The 14,133-nt window shown below is 72.1% G+C and carries 14 protein-coding genes; 10 read left to right on the top strand and 4 right to left on the bottom strand.

Annotation, left to right across the window (positions count from 1 at the left end; genetic code table 11):
• Positions 1 to 17: 17 nt before the first annotated feature.
• Positions 18 to 1,349 carry an erythromycin esterase family protein gene (locus ACWDS7_RS05255; protein WP_451928209.1) on the bottom strand — a complete coding sequence of 444 codons (1,332 nt, stop codon included), beginning with the start codon at positions 1,347 to 1,349 and terminating at the stop codon, positions 18 to 20.
• A gap of 64 nt (positions 1,350 to 1,413) precedes the next feature.
• On the opposite strand from ACWDS7_RS05255, the gene ACWDS7_RS05250 reads away from it, so the two are divergent.
• The 6 genes from ACWDS7_RS05250 (at position 1,414) to ACWDS7_RS05225 (ending at position 7,077) form a co-directional block, all read left to right on the top strand.
• The gene (locus ACWDS7_RS05250) at positions 1,414 to 1,962 is read left to right on the top strand and encodes a helix-turn-helix domain-containing protein (protein WP_451928208.1); all 549 of its coding nucleotides are present in this window, start codon (positions 1,414 to 1,416) and stop codon (positions 1,960 to 1,962) included.
• A 95-nt stretch (positions 1,963 to 2,057) separates the two neighbouring features.
• Entirely contained in the window at positions 2,058 to 3,305 is a 1,248-nt protein-coding gene (locus ACWDS7_RS05245) for a hypothetical protein (RefSeq protein ID WP_451928207.1), read from the top strand.
• An 86-nt stretch (positions 3,306 to 3,391) separates the two neighbouring features.
• Positions 3,392 to 4,630, top strand: a complete 1,239-nt coding sequence (locus ACWDS7_RS05240) for a DUF1266 domain-containing protein (RefSeq protein WP_451928206.1) — start codon at positions 3,392 to 3,394, stop codon at positions 4,628 to 4,630.
• A 427-nt stretch (positions 4,631 to 5,057) separates the two neighbouring features.
• Positions 5,058 to 5,261: a cold-shock protein gene (locus tag ACWDS7_RS05235; protein WP_451928205.1), complete on the top strand. Its 204-nt coding sequence runs from the start codon at positions 5,058 to 5,060 to the stop codon at positions 5,259 to 5,261.
• Positions 5,262 to 5,413: 152 nt separating this feature from the next.
• Positions 5,414 to 6,121: an RraA family protein gene (locus ACWDS7_RS05230; protein ID WP_451928204.1), complete on the top strand. Its 708-nt coding sequence runs from the start codon at positions 5,414 to 5,416 to the stop codon at positions 6,119 to 6,121.
• A 143-nt stretch (positions 6,122 to 6,264) separates the two neighbouring features.
• A complete protein-coding gene (locus ACWDS7_RS05225; protein WP_451928203.1) occupies positions 6,265 to 7,077 on the top strand; it encodes a phosphotransferase in 813 nt (270 codons plus the stop codon).
• 69 nt (positions 7,078 to 7,146) lie between these two features.
• Here the strand turns inward: ACWDS7_RS05225 and ACWDS7_RS05220 are convergent, their stop codons facing one another.
• A complete protein-coding gene (locus ACWDS7_RS05220) occupies positions 7,147 to 8,697 on the bottom strand; it encodes a hypothetical protein (RefSeq protein ID WP_451928202.1) in 1,551 nt (516 codons plus the stop codon).
• A 425-nt stretch (positions 8,698 to 9,122) separates the two neighbouring features.
• On the opposite strand from ACWDS7_RS05220, the gene ACWDS7_RS05215 reads away from it, so the two are divergent.
• Positions 9,123 to 9,830 (top strand): hypothetical protein, encoded by a 708-nt coding sequence (locus ACWDS7_RS05215; RefSeq protein WP_451928201.1) that lies wholly within the window; start codon positions 9,123 to 9,125, stop codon positions 9,828 to 9,830.
• 6 nt (positions 9,831 to 9,836) lie between these two features.
• Here the strand turns inward: ACWDS7_RS05215 and ACWDS7_RS05210 are convergent, their stop codons facing one another.
• A complete protein-coding gene (locus tag ACWDS7_RS05210) occupies positions 9,837 to 10,043 on the bottom strand; it encodes a LuxR C-terminal-related transcriptional regulator (RefSeq protein WP_451928200.1) in 207 nt (68 codons plus the stop codon).
• Between the two features lie 10 nt (positions 10,044 to 10,053).
• On the opposite strand from ACWDS7_RS05210, the gene ACWDS7_RS05205 reads away from it, so the two are divergent.
• From ACWDS7_RS05205 to recD2, 3 genes are all read left to right on the top strand, one after another.
• Positions 10,054 to 10,356, top strand: coding sequence for a hypothetical protein (locus ACWDS7_RS05205; protein WP_451928199.1), 303 nt, complete (start codon positions 10,054 to 10,056; stop codon positions 10,354 to 10,356).
• A gap of 71 nt (positions 10,357 to 10,427) precedes the next feature.
• A complete protein-coding gene (locus ACWDS7_RS05200; RefSeq protein ID WP_451928198.1) occupies positions 10,428 to 10,895 on the top strand; it encodes a peroxiredoxin family protein in 468 nt (155 codons plus the stop codon).
• A 269-nt stretch (positions 10,896 to 11,164) separates the two neighbouring features.
• Entirely contained in the window at positions 11,165 to 13,381 is a 2,217-nt protein-coding gene (gene recD2, locus ACWDS7_RS05195; RefSeq protein WP_451928197.1) for an SF1B family DNA helicase RecD2, read from the top strand.
• On the opposite strand, the gene ACWDS7_RS05190 is transcribed toward recD2, so the two are convergent.
• Complete coding sequence (locus tag ACWDS7_RS05190; protein WP_451928196.1) at positions 13,356 to 14,102, bottom strand: ArsR/SmtB family transcription factor; 747 nt, start codon at positions 14,100 to 14,102, stop codon at positions 13,356 to 13,358. The genes recD2 and ACWDS7_RS05190 overlap by 26 nt on opposite strands.
• Between the last annotated feature and the right edge of the window lie 31 nt (positions 14,103 to 14,133).

Below are 14,133 nucleotides of genomic sequence, written 5' to 3'. Positions count from 1 at the left end.
CCCGGGACCGGCCGGTGTCACTCCGGCTTCCACCGGGAGAACGCCTCTTGCACGTCCCGGGGTGAGTGGGCGAGCGCGGCGGCGTCGGGCTCGGCCGCCGTGACGTACGGCAGGTGCACGACGATGTCGAAGGCGTCCAGCGGGCTCAGGTCGGAGTAGGACGTCCCGTTGCCGGCGCGCTGCCGCGAGGCGGCCCGGACGGCGTCGGCGTCGGCCGGCGACAGTCGGCGGAGGTCGGTCGCGAAGGGGCCGTCGTGGCTCGCGTCCATGAGCGCGTCAAGGCTGCCGGGCCGGGGCGCCTCCATCGCGGTGAAGAGCGTGCCGGTGAAGAAGTCGGCGGCCGCGTTGAGGGTCTGGCCGGTCCCCGAGGTCGTGCCGATGACGAGATAGTCCTCACCCAATCGATCGGCCAGATGCATGCCCATCGACGTCGCCGCGGGTGTGCCGGGAATGGCGCAGGGCCAGCGTTGGACGTGGCCGTTGTGGGCGGCGAGGACGATCCGCTCCTCGCCGCGCAGGATCCGTCCGACCGTGTCCGCGATCGCGGCGTCGCGGTCGAACATCACGGTCTGCTGGTCGCCGCGGGCCATCGCGCGGATGATCGCGTCGAGGGTCACCGTGACGCGCAGTGCGTGGAGCGCGCGCTCGTAGGCGTCGAGGGTGGTCCGGCGGAGGTAGTCCAGGCGTCGGCCCGTCATGCGCGCGGCGAGGTCGGCCAGGCCCGCGGTGAGTGCGTCCCTGGCCTGGGGTGCGAGCTTCCCGTAGGCGGCGATGGCCGCGGGCGCGGAGAACGCGGACGGCGCCGCGAAGGCGGCGGCCGTCTCCCGGACGCCCGGGTCGATCCGGAATTCGGGGTCGGCCCGCGCGAGGTAGGCGATCACGGCGTCCAGTCCGGGCAGCAGGGAGACCATCGAGCCGGGCAGGTCGATCCCGTGGAAGCCGACCGGGCGCGCGGCGCCGCTGTTGTGCCGCCGCATCCACTCCAGGTGGGCGCGCATCGGCGTCCACAGTCCCATCAGCGACGTCAGGCCGTCCGCCATGACCCGGCCGAGCCGGTCCTCACCGCCGCCTCGGACCCAGCCGTCGACCAGCCGTCCTTCGACGGATCCGGTCTCCATCGCGTAGGCGCTGAACCCGTGCCGCTCCACCAGGTAGCGCAGCAGGCGGTGGCGGAGCTGGAAGAACTCGCGGTTGTAGTGCGCGCTCTCGCCGATCGCCACCACCCGCGCGTCACCGATGGCCTCGTCCAGCCATTCGAGGTCGTCCAGCGGCCGGGCCGGGTCCAGCGTGCGCAGCGGCAGCACCGCCCGGCTGTTCAGCCGGGCCGCCGCCGAGGTGTCCGTGGTCATCGCGAGCCCCTTCTCATGCGTTCCCAATTTTGGGAACGGTACCAGATATGGGACCTTAGGGGGCGTGGATACGCTTGACCTGCTCCTGCACCCGGTGCGGCTGCGCATCGTGCACGCCATGTCCGGAGGGCGCGCCCGCACCACGGCCGAGCTGTGCGCCCGCCTGTCCGACGTCCCCAAGACCACCGTCTACCGGCACGTCGGCCTGCTGGCCGAGGGGGGAGTGCTGGAGGTCGCCGACGAGCAGCGCGTGCGCGGCGCCGTGGAACGCCACTACCGGCTACGCGGCGAGCGGACCGCGATCGACGCCCGCGCGGGCGCGTCGATGACGCTGGAGGAGCACCGCCGGGGCTTCGCCGCGGCCATGGCCGCCCTGCTCGCCGAGTTCAACGCCTACCTCGACCGGGACGGCGCCGACCCGACCGCCGACTCCGTGGGCTACCGGCAGGGCGTTGTGTGGCTCAGCCATGACGAGATCACGGAGATGGCCGACGAGCTACGCGCCGTCTTCGCCGCCCGGGCGGCCAACCGGCCCGGCCCCGGCCGCGTCCCCCGCCTGATGAGCCTGATCCTGTTCCCGACCGAGGAACCGCCTCAGGGCTCCGACCGGTAAGTACGATGGATCAGCGCGACCGAGAGTCATGATCGACTTCTGAGGACAGGCGTCAGCAGTCTCCTCAGACCGACATGGACGAGGGCGGAGGCTTCATGCGGCGGGTGGGTGCGGTGGTGGCGGTGTCGCTCGCGCTGGTCTCAGGCGGGTGCGCGTCAGGGGCGGAAGAACCGGCGAGCACGCCCACCGGGGCGGCCGCCCCCGTGGCCGTGCCGATGGCCTCGCCCGTCGGCGGGAGCGCGCAGGCGGTGATCGTCTCGCGGGAGGACTGTCCGGAGCCGGCCCGCATCGCCGACGGGTTCCAGGTGGCCTCCGTCCGGCCGAGCTGGGAGCTGCTCTCGGTGACCGAGGAGGGCGCCCTCCGCGGCGGCGCGGCGGCCTCGGCCGGCACGCTGTGGGCGCTGCGCGACACGGGGGAGAACCCCGCGACGCCGGTCCGGTGGAAGGACGGCCGCTGGGAGACGACGGCCGTGCCGCCCGGGATGAAAGGCGTCAAGGCCCTGGCGACGAGTCCCGACGGCGGGATCTGGGCGGTCAGCCCGGGGGCGGAGGCGTGGAAGGGGGGCGTGCGTGAGGGCGACGGGTGGCGGGAGCTGACGGTGACCGTGCCGGACCAGGACAGGACCGTGCCGGATCAGGGGGGAGAGGACCGCCCCGCCGACGCGCACGGCGGCTGGGTGAGCTCCGGCGCCACCGCCGTCCACTGGGACGGCACGGGCTGGGAGCGGATGGACCTGCCCGCCGACCAGGGCGTCGAGGGGGCATCCGCCGGATATCGGCTGTTCGGCTCGGAGGAGGGCAAGGAGGTCTGGGCCGTGCCCGCCGCGGGGTCCAAGGCCGTGCGGTTGCGCCAGGGCACGCCGCAGGTGGTGGAGTTCGCGCTGCGGATCAACGCGGAGGAGGCCATCCATGACACTCAGGGCGGCGCCTTCTACCCGCAGGCCGTCGCGGTCGTCGGCGCGGACGAGACATGGGTGCTCGGGGCGGCGGCGTTCGGCACCCACTACCTGGAGGAGGGCGAGGACACCAACGCCGGACGGCTGGTGGCGCTGCGCCACGCGCAGGGCAGGTGGAGCTGCACGTGGGGCCCCTTCCACCGGGAGAACTTCGACGGCGCGTTCGTGGACGCGGTGCCGGACGGGGACGGCGGGCTGTGGACGGTGACGACGGAGTCGACGCTGTGGCACCTCAGCGGCGGGCGTTGGACCAGGGAGCGCCCGCCCGCCGACCAGGGCACGGAGCCGCACGTCACCGACCTGGTGGCCACCGACCACGGAATCTACGCGCTGGGCTCGGTCGCCTCGGCGGAACAGTCCCGCGGAGCGCTCTGGCGCGCCGGCTAGGCCCCCCACCGGCTGCCGACGAGGGGCGGCCGATGTCCCGGCCGAGGCCGGAAACGGCCGAGCGGAGTCTCGCTATATTTTCGCTCATGCTCACCGGTGACGAGATGCACGAGGAAATACTCCCTTCCCTGCAAGATCCTCAGGACGGGAGTCCATGGCGCGCTCCCGCCGCCCGCGAGCAGCGGCTGTATGAGCTGTGCCGGGAGGACGAGGCGGGAGACGACCGCGCGGGGTACGAATACCTGCGATCCGTCGCCGCCGAAGGGCTCTACCGGCCCGTGTCCTTGGAGGCCGTCGCCGACGAGCGAGGGCGGCGGCCGGTGACGCTTGCGACGCTGGACGACGGGCGCCGGGTCGTGCTCACGTACACGGTGGGCGTGCTGCCCCGGCCGCATCCCGAGGTGGTGTACGAATTCGTCACCCTCGGCGGCCTGGCGGCCATCTGGCCCGACGACGTGGAGATCCTGGCCGTCAACGCCGAGACGCCGTGTGCCCAGTGGATCCTCGCCGACGAGGAGGAGCGGGAGATCTGGGGCGAGCTCCACGAGGAGCTGTTCCGCCCCGATGAGCTGTGCGACCGCGTCGAGACGCGCCGGACCGGCGCCCCCGCGGACGAGGCGATGCTGCGCGGCCTGGCCTGCGGGGCACACCTGTGCTACTCCAACGGAGACGCCTGGAACACGCTCCATTGGCACGGCGCCGGCTACAGCAACGAGGTCGAGCGGCTGGCGGAGTCCTGGAACGTCTTCACCCGCGACGACTGGCACAGCACACAGGAGCGGCTGCTCACCTGCGAGGTCAGCCCCTGGGTCTGGGACTTCGTGCTCGGGACGCGGGTCCGGCTCGGAGGCGGGCGCGTCGATCCCGTGGCGTGGCGCGACCTCGTCGAGACCTCCATACGCCGGCAGGCGGAGGAGGGCACCGACCCTGACGAGCTCGACGGGTTCGTCGCCCGGCTACGCGGGCTGGTGGGCGAGGTGACACGCTACGAGGCACGGTTCAGGGCCGACGGACTGCTGCCACCCGACGGGTATGTGCGGTCCGTCGCCGCCTGGGACCTGGGCCGCGCCACGATGATGGCCCGCTGGGGGCGGGGTGCCCGGTACGCGACCGAGCAGGAGATGCACGCCGCGATCGAGAGGGCGGGCAAGAGCGTCCAGAGCGTCTACGGCTCATGGGCGGAGTTCTCGGCCGGATACGTCCTGGGCCGCTGCCTCCACTTCGACGAGGAGACGTTCGGGGAGTGGTACACAACGGTGCTGGAGGCCCACCGGGCGCTGATGAGCGACCCGGAGAGTCCCTGGGCGGCGATCGCCCTGCACTGAGCCTCCGGACCGCCCCGCACCGGCTTGCCCGCGCCGCCCGTCCGGCCCGTCGCAGCCGCCGCGGCCACCGGCACCGCCCGGGCCCCGGTACGGCCGGCCGGGCGGTAGGCGCTGGTCGCGCACGTAGTCGCGGACGGCCTGGAGAAGCTGCCGGCCGGCCGGACACCGGAGCAGGCGCCCCGCCTCGCCGCCCGGTGCGCGCACGTGGCCCGGGGCCGTGACCGGACCTGCTCGTACGCCGGCCCGCGCAGGTGCTACGGTGAACCCAGTTGCGGTTGTGGTACCCATGAAACTCTGTGTGCACCTGACGGGATGTGACCCTCAGGTGCATTTTTGTTCTGCCGGTCATCTCCGGATGGGCTCATCGCGGCGACACGGAATCCGTGCAGTGCGGATTCCGGCTCTGCCCCTACAGGAGGAGATCGACATGGCTACCGGCACCGTGAAGTGGTTCAACGCGGAAAAGGGCTTCGGCTTCATCGAGCAGGACGGCGGCGGCGCTGACGTCTTCGCTCACTTCTCGAACATCGTCGGCCAGGGCTACCGCGAGCTGCAGGAAGGCCAGAAGGTGTCATTCGACGTCACGCAGGGCCAGAAGGGCCCGCAGGCCGAGAACATCGTCCCGGCCTGACCTCAGCACCCGCCACGGGCCGGGACCCGCAGCCGGAAGGCGCGGATCCCGGCCCGTGCCGTATCCGGCACCCCGCCGATTGATGTCGCGTCCTCGACATGCGAGCCTCGAGGACGACGACACCTCGGGCGGACGGCGGGAGGAAGCACGGTATGGATCGCCAAGAGCTTCGGCGGCGGTTTGCGACTCTGACCACCGCCCATCTGGCGGACGCGTGCATCCGCGCCCGGGTCCCGGTGCGGTGCGCCCCGGCGCACCTGCGGAGCGTAGCGCCCGGGAGCCGCCTGGCCGGGCGCGTGTGCCCTGCTCGGCACGTCGGCAGCGTCGACGTCTTCCTGGAGGCCTTCGAAGGGGCCGCGCCCGGCGATGTGCTGGTGGTCGACAACGGCGGGCGGCTCGACGAGGCGTGCGTCGGTGATCTGGTGGTCCTGGAGGCTCAGGCTGCCGGGCTGGACGGAATCGTGATCTGGGGGCTGCACCGCGACACGGCCGACATACGGGCGATCGGGCTGCCGGTCTTCAGCCTGGGGGCGCTCCCGACCGGCCCGCTACGCCTGGACGCCCGCCCCCACGACGCGCTGGGATCGGCCGGCGTGGGAGATCTGACGGTCAGCGGCGAGGACGTGGTCCTGGGCGATGACGACGGCGTGCTCTTCGTGCCGGCCTCTCGCGCCGCGGACCTCCTCACGCTCGCCGAGACGATCCGCGACACCGAACGGCACCAGGCCGAACGGATCCGCGCAGGTGTCTCCCTACGCGCTCAGCTGAGCTTCGACACCTACCTCGCCCGGCGCCGGCAGGAGCCTTCCCTGAGCTTCCGTGATCATCTGCGGGCCGTGGGCGGAGCCGTCGAGGAATGACCCCGCGCCGGACGAGGCCATCGGCCCCCACCCCGTCGACCGGCAGGAGCCGGGGCTGAGGACCACCGGGGCCGGACCCGGCGGGCCCTTCCCCCCGAAAACCAGTTGTCACCGGCACCGCCCCCGGGAAGGATCCTGTCTCCATGAGCCACCCCGTCATCTCCGAGATCCCGACCGGCCCCGTGGCCGTCCCCGACGTCATCGCGGCGCTCGCCGGCGGTGACACCATCACCCCGGTGTGGCGCAACGAGCTCGGTGGCCTGACCTTCCGCCTCGGAAACGGGCACGACGGCACCAGATATGCCAAGTGGGTCGCCGTCGGCACCCCGGAGATCGACCTCTCCGGCGAGGCCGAGCGCCTGGCCTGGGCGCAGCAGTGGGCGAACGTCCCGCGAGTCGTCGAGCACGGCGCCGACGCCGACGGCGCGTGGCTGGTCACGGCGGCGCTCCCGGGCCTGTCGGCGGTGGACCCCCGGTGGATCGTCGACCCGGCGACCGCGGCGGCCGCGATCGGCCGAGGGTTGCGCCTGCTCCACGACGCCCTGCCCGTGGAGCGGTGCCCGTTCGAATGGAGCGTCGCTCGACGGCTCGCACGCGCCGACGAGCGCATCGCCGACGGCAAGGGACCGGCCGACTGGTTCCCTGAGCACCGTCACCTCGAACTCGCGCAGGCCCGGGCGCGCATCGGGGAGCCGCCCCCGATCGACCGCCTGGTCGTCTGCCACGGGGACGCGTGCGTCCCCAACACGCTGCTGCACGGCGACGGTACGTTCGCCGCGCACGTCGATCTCGGTTCGCTCGGGGTGGCCGACCGATGGGCCGACCTGGCCGTCGCGGCGTGGAGCATGGAGTGGAACTACGGCCCGGGACACGACGGCGTCATGTACGACGCCTACGGGATCACCCCGGACCCGGAGCGCATCGCCTACTACCGCCTGCTCTGGGACATGACCTGACCGGTCGGCCTCCGGTGGGTCCTCCGTCTTTGGCGGGGCACCGGCCGGCGGCCCCGCCACCCGCCCCCGTCAGGTGACGGGGACCAGATCGGGGCCGACGACGTGACCCTGATGCGGCTCGGGGGCGTTCTGGTCGTGCCGGAAGTGCCCGGCGTACCAGACGACGACGTTGACGCCGCTGAGACTCTCCCCGTTGACGAACCGGTTCAGCATCGCCCGGTTGTCGGCACCGGGGTTGCCGTCGTACAGCTCGGCCGGGTGGTGGCGCAGGAACCACAGGTCACCGACGCCGTAGGGGTCGGCGGTGTTGTCGTGCTCGCTGGGGTGGATCTGGTAGCCACGGCCGCTGGCACCGTCGGTGATCCGCCAGAACCGGGCGGGATGACGCCGCTTGCGCATGACCTCCTGCACGATGGGCACCGGCTCGGGGATGACCGAGCCGGTGTCGTCGAACTGCTCGATCACGTCGTTGGCCGCGCCCTCGACGTCGAAGTCGAAGCGCCAGTAGACGTGGTGGCGGTGGCGCATGCAGGTGCGCGGGTTGCGCACCCCGGCGAAGCCGAACCGCGGCCTGATCATGCCGTCGTCGGCCAGGCGCCACTCTGACACATACCGGTACCAGCCGGCGGCCAGCTCGCTGACGATCCTCAGCTCGCCGTCGGCGTGGTGGAAGGCCACCCCCTGGAAGTTGCCGGCGTCGTTGCCGGGCCGCTCCAGGATGGTCCTGGGCGGCTGGGTGCAGATCCGCCAGCCCCAGCCCACCGGGTCGCTGCCGGTGGCCGAGAAGCGGGTCTCCTGGTTCTGCCAGTCGCGGAAGGTCACGCCGTCCTCCTCGTACTGGACGTTGAGGATCGGCACGTGCGCCTGGCGCAGCACGATCCTGCCCCGGTAGCGCACCTGCCGCAGCTCCACCCCGGAACCGTCACCGGGGCCGCTGGGCGCCGACGCGCGGGGCCGTACCACGATCATGTTCCACAGTTCGGTGTCACCGTCGAGCACGCGCAGCCGCACCTGGTTGGGTCCGCCCCGGTCGCGCAGGCTCTCCACGCCCTCGGGCAGGTGCGACTCGCAGTCGCCCGGATGCATCGCGACGGAGACCCCGGCCGGGGACCAGTCGACGCTGCCCGCGGCGACGTCGACGGCGACGATCCGGTGCCTGACCGCGCCGGAGGGGTCATAGACGCCCAGGGTGGGGCGGCGGGTGGTGGTGCCGTCGGGGTTGTCCAGGTCGGCCAGCGGCGGCATCGGCTGATAGATCAGCACGTCGTCCCCGGCGGGGAAGCGCCCGTCGGCCCGCAGGATCGCCGCGGCCGCCCTGAGCTCCTGCGGCCGCGGGTTGGGACGGTAGGAGCTGGGCAGGACCTGCGCCTGCTCGGGCCGGTCCACGGTGCCGCGCAGCTCGACGCCCCGGTTGGAGACCGGGTCGAACACACTCGCCCGGAACGGCGCCCGCCCGTCCGGATCGTGCCCGAGCGCGGCCGCGGCCCCCACGATCAGCCGGTGGACCTCGGTGGTGCGCAGGTGCGCGAGCACGGCGGGATGCGCCCCCGCCACCTGCCGCACCCGTTCGGCCGAGAGCCCCGGACGGCCGACTTCCTCGATGATCACCCGTACGGTCATGCTGGTCTCCCCGTCATGGCTGCCGATGTCCGGCGCCGCCCCCGACGTCTCCGGCGTATCCCTGTCCTACCGCCCTGTTACGACGCTGGGAAGACCCGTAATGTTCGGCTGCGGCGATGCGGCGGCCCGCCGCCCGCCCCGCCGCCCCCAATCCCTCGCGACACACCGCAGCGGAACCCGGCCTCACCGACACTTACCGCTTAACCTGCGAAAACAGGAACACACGCAGCTGCGCTGCGCGCTCCTGCGACACGTCAAGCAGCGACGGGTGAGCACAGGCGCCGCCTGTCATCGGTTGGGCTGCCCCTACCGGCCGGGACGAGGCGGTTCCGGTGCGGGAGGTCCCCCTGTGGCGATTCACCATGCGGTTTCACCGGTCGATCGGCATCGGGCCTCCCCGCGAGGCCCGCGAGGAGGGCAGTCTGGTGCGTAAGCGCTATCCCATCGCGGCGGCCACGGGCGCGCTGTGCCTGGCGCTGGCCGCCGCCTGCGCAGGCGGCGGCCCCGTCAACCTGGCGCAGGCCCCGACGGGGACCCCCACGGCGACTCCCACCGGGAGCCCGGGACATCCGACGGGCGGCGGCGGGGCCGCCACCGTGCCCGGCGGTTTCGAACTGGTCGGCAGCACCGCCAACGGGCTCGCCGTCGCGGTCCCCGACTCCTGGGTCGCGCTCGACCTGACCAAGGACGACCTCCAGCAGGGACTCAAGCGCAGCGGCCTGTCGGGCAAGGCGCTGGAGCGGGCCCAGCGGGACCTGCAGCCGCTGGTGACCAACAAGGCCGTCTGGGCCTTCGACCCCGGATCGAGGCACAGATCGCCCAACGGCTTCACCACCAACCTCAACGGCTACTGCCAGCCCAGCTCGGACGCCTCGACCGACCAACTGATCAGCGCGGCCACCGGCGAGCTGCAACAGATCAGAGCCAAGATCATCGAAGCGACCAAGGTGCCCGTCGGCGGCACGGAGGCGGCGCGGATGGTCTACGTCTTCCCGGCCGGCGGCATGCAGGTCAAAGGCACCCAGTTCTACCTGCCCGCCCAGGGCAGGACCTGCACCGTCACGCTCAGCACCGACCAGGACGGCAAGCAGGCCCTGTTCGACCGGATCGGCAGGACGATCCGGCTGCTCTGACCGTTTTCAGCCCTCCGCCACCTCCTGCCGGTAGACGTAGCGTGTCGCGTCGCTGCGGCTACGGGCTCCGATCTTGGCGAAGGCGTCGTTGATGTGCGTCTTGACCGTCGACTCGCCGATGAACGGCGACGTGGCGATCTGCCACCGCGTGTCGTGCCTCGGACAGGCCCCCGGCGGCCGGCCGACGGGCCCGCCGTACTTGTTCCAACCCACCGTTCAGATCGTGCTTGCCGCTCAGCAGCGCGTCGGCCAGTCACCGGCTGACCGCTCCGAGAACACGCACGACGAGGTGGCCGCCATGACCGTCGCACCCGTCATCGTAATGATCACCAGTGGGCTCGGCCGCGTGTGCATGGAGAAGGCCACCAGCCCGACACACGACATGATCATTGCGGTGCCGTCGTCGGTCGAGCCGACAGCCGACGACGCGGTCAACGCCGAGGTGCCCAGCACGAGGAGGGCGCCGGCCCGATTGCCGGCGTACGGCTCGGGGGTGCGCCGAGCGAGATCGATCCCGAGACGGTGAATCCTTTCGCGGCGTGGGGGCCTCTTATGGGATGACGGTTTTCACAACCCGAGTTGAAGAGGATTTCCGCCATGCTTGAAACTGGATCGCCCGCGCCCGACGTCGTGCTGGAGGACACCGACGGCCAGGCCGTCCGCCTGTCCGACTACCAGGGCAATCACGCTGTGCTCGTCTACTTCATGCGGTCGACGTCGTGCCCGGTCTGCTACCGGCACGTCCAGGACCTCATCCGGCGCCGCGACGAGCTCGCCGCCGACAACGTGCGAGTGCTTGTCGCGGTCCCCGAGGACCGCCAGGCCGCGGCCGAGTGGAAGGCCAAGCGTCAGATCCCCTTCCCCGTCCTCACCGGCCGCCACGGCACCCCGCACGAGATGATCGGCCTGAGCAGGAAGGTCTTCGGCTCGATGCAGCAGTCAGGCAGCATCCTCGTCGACTCCCAGGGCGTCATCCGCCACGCCCACGGCTCCACCATGCCCACCAGCAGCTACGACAAGAAGGGAATCACCGCCGCCGTCCAGGCCCTCCGCACACGTAGGTGACCTACGTCAGGGCGGCCTTCCCAGCGAGCAGGGTTGATCAGGTGGGGGCGTGTCCACGGCGTCCTGCGCGGAAGTGATCGACAAACGGAACAGGCCCGCATCAGTGCGGGTCAGGCAGGTCCGGTGGAAATCTCCCCTGGACTGCGGGAAGGCCGGGACCGGAGCGCGCCCTGGGGGAGCCGGGCTCCGGTCCCCGGCGGCCCATCGCGGTCGCCGGCCACTGCTCTACCCTTCTACCCTGGCCCGGGAAGGTTAGAGAGAGGTTTTCCGTGAAGCCTGGATCGGGTGGTCCCCCTACGGCATCCATCGACGCCGTCCTCGAACGCATCACCTACGCCAACGAGGAGACCGGCTACACCATCGCCCGGGTGGCCACCGAACGCTCGGGCAGTGACCTGCTGACCGTGGTCGGGCCGCTGCTGGGCGCCCAGCCCGGCGAGTCGCTACGGCTGACCGGGCGCTGGACCTCCCACCCGAAGTACGGAAAGCAGTTCGAGGTGTGGTCCTACACCACCGTGCTGCCCGCCACCGTCCAGGGCATCCAGCGCTATCTGGGCTCCGGACTGATCAAGGGCATCGGGCCGAAGATGGCCGAGCGGATCGTCGACCACTTCGGCGCCGACACCCTCCAGATCATCGAGACCGCCCCCGAGCGCCTGGTCGAGGTCCCCGGCCTCGGGCCCAAGCGGACCAAGATGATCGGCGTCGCCTGGGAGGAACAGAAGATCATCAAAGAAGTGATGATCTTCCTGCAGGGGGTCGGCGTGTCGACCTCCATCGCGGTACGGATCTTCAAACAGTACGGCGACGCCTCCATCACGGTCGTCAAGAGCGAGCCCTACCGGCTGGCCGACGACGTGTGGGGGATCGGCTTCAAGACCGCCGACACCATCGCCCAGGCCGTCGGCATCCCGCACGACAGCCCCGAGCGGGTCAAGGCGGGGCTGCGCTACACCCTGTCGCAGGCCGCCGACGACGGCCACTGCTACCTGCCGGCGCCCAACCTCGTCGGCGACGCGGTGAAGATCCTGGAGGTCCCCGCCGAGCTGACCGTCCGGTGCCTGGAGGAGCTGGTCACCGAGGAGGGCGTGGTCCGCGAGGAGGTCCCCGTCGGCGACGGCACCGTCCCGGCGGTCTACCTGGTCCCCTTCCACCGCGCCGAGCTGTCGCTGGCCGGTTCGCTGCGCGCCCTGCTGGCCTCCGGCCACGACCGGCTGGGCGTCTTCGGGTCGGTGGACTGGGAGGCGGCCCTGCAGTGGCTGCAGCAGCGGACCGGCGCCGACCTCGCCCCCGAGCAGGCCCACGCCGTACGGCTGGCACTGTGCGAGAAGGTCGCGGTGCTGACCGGCGGCCCCGGCTGCGGCAAGAGCTTCACCGTACGCTCCATCGTCACCCTGGCCCGCGCCAAGAAGGCCAAGGTGATCTTGGCCGCGCCCACCGGCCGGGCGGCCAAGAGGCTGGCGGAGCTGACCGGCCACGAGGCCACCACCGTGCACCGGCTGCTGCAGCTGCGCCCCGGCGGGGATGCCACCTTCGACCGCGACAACCCCCTGGACGCCGACCTGGTCGTGGTCGACGAGGCCTCGATGCTGGACCTGCTGCTGGCCAACAAGCTGGTCAAGGCCGTCGCGCCGGGCACGCACCTGTTGTTCGTGGGGGATGTGGACCAGCTGCCGTCGGTCGGCGCCGGCGAGGTGCTGCGGGACCTGCTGGCCGCCGAGGAGGAGATCCCCCGGGTCCGGCTGACCCACATCTTCCGCCAGGCGCAGGAGTCGGGCGTGGTCACCAACGCCCACCGGGTCAACACCGGCCTGCCGCCGGCACTGGAGGGCATGAACGACTTCTTCCTGTTCCCGTGCGAGGAGCCGGAGGAGATCGCGGCGCTGACGGTGGACGTGGTGGCCAACCGGATCCCGCGCAAGTTCGGCCTCAACCCGCGCCGGGACGTGCAGGTGCTGGCGCCGATGCACCGGGGCGCGGCGGGGGCGGGCAACCTCAACACCTCGCTGCAGGAGGCCTTGACCCCCTCCCGGGAGGGCATGCCCGAGCGCCGCTACGGCGGCCGGGTCTTCCGGGTCGGCGACAAGGTGACCCAGCTGCGCAACAACTACGACAAGGGCGCGGCGGGGGTGTTCAACGGGACCGTGGGCATGGTGGTCGACATCAAGCCCGACGACCACAAGCTGACCGTGCTGACCGATGAGGACGAGCACGTCGAGTACGCCTTCGACGAGCTGGACGAGCTGGCGCACGCCTACGCGGTCTCCATCCACCGCTCCCAGGGCAGCGAGTATCCGGCGGTGGTCATCCCGCTGGCCACCAGCGCGTGGATGATGCTGCAGCGCAACCTGCTCTACACCGCCATCACCCGGGCCAAGAAACTCGTCGTCATCGTCGGCTCACGCCGGGCGCTGGCCCAGGCGGTGCGGACCCGGGGCGCGGGACGGCGCCACACCAGCCTCACCCACCGGCTGCGCTCGCCGTGACCTGGGCGGCCTCACCGGTGAGCCCGTCCAGGCCCAGCAGCGCGCCCAGAGCCTCCTGGCCGGCCCCGGTGACGCGCAGCGCGCGTCCGGAGCCGATCCGGCTCACCCATCCGCGCTCCAGCGCGGTCGCGCAGAGCGCGGCCCCGGCGGAGCCGGCCAGGTGATGGCGGCGTTCGGTCCAGTCCAGGCAGGGCCGGGCCAGGGGGCGCCTGCCGGTGGGCGGCGGCAGCGGCACCCGCAGTTCCCCCTCGAACCAGGCCAGTCCCTCGTCGCTGAGCGCGAAGCCGGTGTCCTGGCGCAGCAGCCCCCGGGTGGTGAGCGCGTCGGTGATGGTCACGCCGAGCCTTCCGGCCAGGTGGTCGTAGCAGGTCCGCGCGGCGGCCATCGCCTTGGCCGCGCTCGCCGCGCGCAGCGTCGGCGGCCTGGCGGCGCTCTCGGCGCGTTCGGCGTGGGCCGTCAGGTCCTCGATGAGCTGGGCCACCTGCGGCCCGGCGAGCCGTAGATACCGGTGGCGTCCCTGACGCTCCTCGGCCAGCAGGCCGCCCTCCACCAGCTGTGACAGGTGCTCGCTGGCCGTGGAGGCCGCGACCCCGGCGTGCCGGGCCAGCTCACCGGCGGTCCAGGCGCGCCCGTCCAGCAGCGCCAGGCAGAAACGCGCCCGGGTGGCGTCGGCCAGCAGCCCGGCCAGTACGGCAAGAGGGATCGGCGTCGTAGATGTCATCTGCCCATCATGACCGGCCGACACTTCGGCG

This window comes from Streptosporangium sp. NPDC003464 (assembly GCF_053588315.1).
Note: the sequence above shows the minus strand (reverse complement) of the source record. Positions and strands in the feature narration are given on the sequence as shown.

Bases quoted from the DNA above. Each gene is read 5' to 3' on its own strand.
- ACWDS7_RS05255 (WP_451928209.1), bottom strand. From the start codon at position 1,349: ATGACCACGGACACCTCGGCGGCGGCCCGGCTGAACAGCCGGGCGGTG.
- ACWDS7_RS05245 (WP_451928207.1), top strand. From the start codon at position 2,058: ATGCGGCGGGTGGGTGCGGTGGTGGCGGTGTCGCTCGCGCTGGTCTCA.
- ACWDS7_RS05240 (WP_451928206.1), top strand. From the start codon at position 3,392: ATGCTCACCGGTGACGAGATGCACGAGGAAATACTCCCTTCCCTGCAA.
- ACWDS7_RS05235 (WP_451928205.1), top strand. From the start codon at position 5,058: ATGGCTACCGGCACCGTGAAGTGGTTCAACGCGGAAAAGGGCTTCGGC.
- ACWDS7_RS05230 (WP_451928204.1), top strand. From the start codon at position 5,414: ATGGATCGCCAAGAGCTTCGGCGGCGGTTTGCGACTCTGACCACCGCC.
- ACWDS7_RS05225 (WP_451928203.1), top strand. From the start codon at position 6,265: ATGAGCCACCCCGTCATCTCCGAGATCCCGACCGGCCCCGTGGCCGTC.
- ACWDS7_RS05220 (WP_451928202.1), bottom strand. From the start codon at position 8,697: ATGACCGTACGGGTGATCATCGAGGAAGTCGGCCGTCCGGGGCTCTCG.
- ACWDS7_RS05200 (WP_451928198.1), top strand. From the start codon at position 10,428: ATGCTTGAAACTGGATCGCCCGCGCCCGACGTCGTGCTGGAGGACACC.
- ACWDS7_RS05190 (WP_451928196.1), bottom strand. From the start codon at position 14,102: ATGACATCTACGACGCCGATCCCTCTTGCCGTACTGGCCGGGCTGCTG.